This is a genomic window from Endozoicomonas sp. SESOKO4, assembly GCF_024606275.1.
The window spans coordinates 1-3,953 of the sequence record NZ_JAHHPS010000657.1; the positions used below are offsets into that span (position 1 = coordinate 1).

5 protein-coding genes are annotated in these 3,953 nt (G+C 50.6%); 4 read left to right on the top strand and 1 reads right to left on the bottom strand.

All coding sequences use genetic code 11. The features are described from left to right. Positions 1-443: 443 nt before the first annotated feature. The gene (locus KDK16_RS12790; protein WP_257252356.1) at positions 444-995 is read left to right on the top strand and encodes an acyl-CoA thioesterase; all 552 of its coding nucleotides are present in this window, start codon (positions 444-446) and stop codon (positions 993-995) included. Positions 996-1,026: 31 nt separating this feature from the next. Here the strand turns inward: KDK16_RS12790 and KDK16_RS12795 are convergent, their stop codons facing one another. Continuing rightward, a complete protein-coding gene (locus tag KDK16_RS12795; protein WP_257252358.1) occupies positions 1,027-1,419 on the bottom strand; it encodes a hypothetical protein in 393 nt (130 codons plus the stop codon). Positions 1,420-1,570: 151 nt separating this feature from the next. Here KDK16_RS12795 and ribD point away from each other — a divergent pair, with 151 nt between their 5' ends. The 3 genes from ribD to ribB form a co-directional block, all read left to right on the top strand. Next, positions 1,571-2,698 (top strand): bifunctional diaminohydroxyphosphoribosylaminopyrimidine deaminase/5-amino-6-(5-phosphoribosylamino)uracil reductase RibD, encoded by a 1,128-nt coding sequence (gene ribD / locus KDK16_RS12800; protein ID WP_257252360.1) that lies wholly within the window; start codon positions 1,571-1,573, stop codon positions 2,696-2,698. A 12-nt stretch (positions 2,699-2,710) separates the two neighbouring features. Beyond that, on the top strand, positions 2,711-3,376 hold the full coding sequence (locus tag KDK16_RS12805) for a riboflavin synthase (protein WP_257252361.1): 666 nt from the start codon (positions 2,711-2,713) through the stop codon (positions 3,374-3,376). Between the two features lie 81 nt (positions 3,377-3,457). After that, positions 3,458-3,953, top strand: a 496-nt coding sequence (ribB, locus tag KDK16_RS12810; protein WP_257276422.1) for a 3,4-dihydroxy-2-butanone-4-phosphate synthase, incomplete at its 3' end; no start/stop codon positions are given.

Here is a 3,953-nt window from a genome sequence, read left to right on the forward strand (position 1 = left end):
ATGATACGGTTGGGACTATAGTCGCCGTTGCGCATGTAATCAGAGGAGTCAATGCAGAGGAAAGTTGTTAATGCCAATACAGGCCTGGTAATAAACCAGCATACAATAATAAATAATGATTTTTTCATAGCTTACTCCGGAAGGAAGTCTTGTTTTCTGAGCCTCTCCCTCACTTATTTTTGAATTTCTCACCGTTCCAGCAGGTTTTATCAATGGTTACATTGTCTGTGGAGGGGCGCTGTCATCACGTACTTTCATCACTTGCATGAGCTTGTTTTTAGCCATGAAACACCTCTTACAGGCTGAAAGTCGCCGTGGCTAGTTTAGACAAAAAACGGCTGATCCATTCATTAATATGCATGAATCACTCAGTGTTAAACGATTGTTTCTTTATGCTGTTTGAATGGCTATGATGCTGGGCATTATTACTAGAAGATTTGAGCATGTATCCATTCATTCGACTCCTGACCACTCTCCGCAGGGCCAACAAAGCCCCCAAAATTTCTGTTGACGCCATCAGTGAGAATCGCTTTCGCTGTATGCCATGGGATTTAGATCTGTTCATGGAAATGAATAATGGTCGGGTTTTGACGCTGTTCGATCTGGGCCGGTTTACTCTTTCTATTCAGAGCGGGCTGTCTGCTGTCCTTAAAAGGGAGAAATGGGGATTGGTGGTGGCAGGCAGTACCACTCGTTATCGAAAGCGGGTCCGAATGTTCGACAAAGTGACTACGTACACCCAGGTGACCGCGATGGATGAGCGATGGGTTTATATCATCCAGTCCATGTGGGTGAAAGGTGAACCGGCTTCTTCAGTCCTGTTAAGAACGGCTGTTACCGAGAAGGGCCGGATAGTCGCTACTGAACGCGTCAGAAAAGCCATGGATATGGAAGACTGGTCTCCAGAGCCGGAAGGTTGGGTAAAAGCCTGGATCGAAAGTGAAGATTCGCGTCCCTGGCCTCCTTTGTCAGCCCGCTCTGATAAGGGCTTTTAACTGGAAATATCCCGCTAAAAGCCCCGATGGCTTACTTCAGCAGGAATTTTTCCGGATGCGGCCAGATCTCACTCTCTGGCCGATCAAACTGAATCAACTCAATGAGCGTTCTTCCATCTTTGATGAAAGCTACAGTGACATGTTCTGCCGGAGAGGTGGGCTCAAGAACGACTTCTTTTCCTTTTATGGCTTCCTGAATATCGTCCACCTCAAAGGCAATATGGGGCGTGGTTTTTATAATCTCCGGTAATGTATTGTCTTCATCAAAATTCATCCACTCAACACCATAAGGGGTTTCGAAATACCCGGTGGCATGATGTTTCAGTTTCTCGTTATAGCAATCGTCTGATAGCTTTTCCCGGGTAGGTATCCCGACATGGTGAAAACGAAGTTGCTGCACTTGCTTGCTCTCAACTCTTCTCATTTGTAGTTGCTTGATTCTACTAGGGTATCGAGTGTGATGAACAGTGCGAATGCTTACGATTGATGTGCTCGGGCTATTCCGTCAGTGAGTGATGCTGGCCGCAAAATCATATAAACTGCCCCCATTTCTGACTTAGCCCGGAGAGCCTCCTATGGCGTCTGCCATTGATCATGAAATGATGTCCCGAGCCCTGCAACTGGCACGGAAAGGGTTGTACACCACAATGCCCAATCCCAGGGTTGGTTGTGTGATCGTGAAGGATGGCGTCATTGTTGGTGAAGGCTTTCATGAGCGTTCGGGCGAGCCCCATGCTGAAGTGCATGCTCTGGAAATGGCGGGTGACCGGGCTGAGGGAGCAACAGCCTATGTCACCCTTGAGCCCTGTAGTCATTTTGGAAAAACACCGCCCTGTGCGCAAGCACTGATCAGAGCTCGAGTGGGCAGAGTGGTTGCTGCTATGGAGGACCCTAACCCACTGGTGTCCGGTCGTGGTATGAGCCTGCTAAGTGACGCTGGCATTGAGGTTGAATCGGGTGTTCTTGAGCTTGAAGCGAAAACACTGAACCCAGGCTTTATCAAAAAGATGGTGACTGGACAACCTTATGTCCGGCTGAAGCTGGCCATGAGTCTGGACGGCAGAACGGCCATGGCAAGTGGTGAATCCCAATGGATTACCGGACCCGATGCCCGCAGTGAAGTTCAAAAGCTCCGGGCGCAAAGTTGTGCTGTTATTACGGGTGTTGGCTCTATTCTTCACGATAATTCTTCTTTGACCGTCAGAGCGCAAGAGTTGGGGCTCCCAGATGCTGAAAAACTCGCTCGAAGACAACCACTAAGGGTCGTTCTGGATTCATCTCTGCAAACCCCTGTAGACGCGAAAGTAGTCACCGGGCCCGGAAAGGTTCTGGTTGTCTGCACGGATCAGGCAGAACAGAACCGGCTGGCGCAGCTGGAGGCTGCCGGTGCCGAAGTGATTAGATTGAACCCCGGCAGACAGGTTGATCTGAACGCATTAATGAGCGAACTGGCTCAGAGAGATTGTCAGGAGGTCTTGCTCGAAACAGGGGCGACCCTTGCCGGAGCGGCTGTCAGTGAAGGACTGGTGGATGAGCTGAATATCTTCATGGCCCCAACCTTGATGGGGTCAGCGGCCCGGCCATTGCTGAACCTTCCCTTTCAGTCGATGTCAGAAAAGCTGGCACTGAATATCTCTGATATTCGCGCTATTGGTACTGACTGGCTCCTTAAGGCCACTTTCAAACAGAACACTGACGACTGAGATTCGCTATTCATGTTTACAGGTATTATCGAGGCTGTTGGTAGCCTGCAAAAAGTAGAACCCCGCTCTGGTGATCTGAGGCTAACGGTTAACTCAGGTTGTTTGGATCTTTCAGACGTAAAACTCGGTGACAGCATTGCCACCAATGGTGTCTGCCTGACCGTAGTTGAATTGACCGGGCAGGGATATGTGGCTGATGTTTCCCTGGAAACGCTCGAATATTCAACGCTTTCGGGCCTGGCCGTCGGTTCTGCTCTGAATCTGGAAAAAGCTCTGACACCTTCAACCCGGCTGGGTGGTCACCTGGTCAGTGGTCATGTTGATGGTGTTGGTAAAATAGTCTCCATTGAACCTTCGGGGCGTTCAACGGTCTACTGGGTGGAGGCGCCCTCCAATCTGGCCCGGTATATTGCCCACAAGGGATCGATCACGGTAGATGGTGTCAGCCTGACGGTCAACAAGGTGGACGGCTGTCGCTTTGCCCTGAACATCGTGCCTCATACTCAGCAGGAAACCATTATTACCGGCTATCGGGCAGGAACAGAAATCAATCTGGAAGTGGATGTGCTGGCCCGGTATCTGGAAAGGCTGATGGACCCCAGCCTCAGGGAAGAGAGCCCATCGGCTCCTGTCAGTCTGACCGCCGGTTTTCTTGCCGAACATGGCTTTATGAAGTGATCGCTTCCAGCTTGGGTATGAAACCGTTAGAATACGCCGGTTTCGCATACCGGATGTATAGAAAACACACACGGGGGTGTTATGCAGCTTAACTCCATCGAAGAGATTATTGAGGATATCCGCCTCGGAAGACCTGTCATCCTGATGGATGATGAAGATCGTGAAAACGAAGGTGACCTGATAATCGCTGCTGAGAAGATCACTCCTGAGATCGTGAATTTCATGGCCCGTGAAGCCAGAGGTTTGCTATGCCTGACTCTGACCGGAGAACGCTGCGATTTTCTGGGACTGCCACCGATGGTGACTTCGGAAGACAATTCATCGGGCTTTGGTACACCCTTTACCGTTTCCATAGAAGCGGCAGAAGGGGTAACAACAGGTATTTCGGCCCATGACCGGGCAAGAACGATTCGGGTAGCCGCGGATCCTCCGACTCGCCCCGGCGATATTGTTCAGCCAGGTCACGTGTTCCCATTGAGAGCCCAGCCTGGCGGTGTACTCAGCCGTGCGGGTCATACTGAAGCCGGTTGTGATCTGGCCCGTCTGGCCGGACTGACGCCGGCAGCCGCTATTATTG

Bases quoted from the DNA above. Each gene is read 5' to 3' on its own strand.
- ribD (WP_257252360.1), top strand. From the start codon at position 1,571: ATGGCGTCTGCCATTGATCATGAAATGATGTCCCGAGCCCTGCAACTG.
- KDK16_RS12795 (WP_257252358.1), bottom strand. From the start codon at position 1,419: ATGAGAAGAGTTGAGAGCAAGCAAGTGCAGCAACTTCGTTTTCACCAT.
- KDK16_RS12790 (WP_257252356.1), top strand. From the start codon at position 444: ATGTATCCATTCATTCGACTCCTGACCACTCTCCGCAGGGCCAACAAA.
- KDK16_RS12805 (WP_257252361.1), top strand. From the start codon at position 2,711: ATGTTTACAGGTATTATCGAGGCTGTTGGTAGCCTGCAAAAAGTAGAA.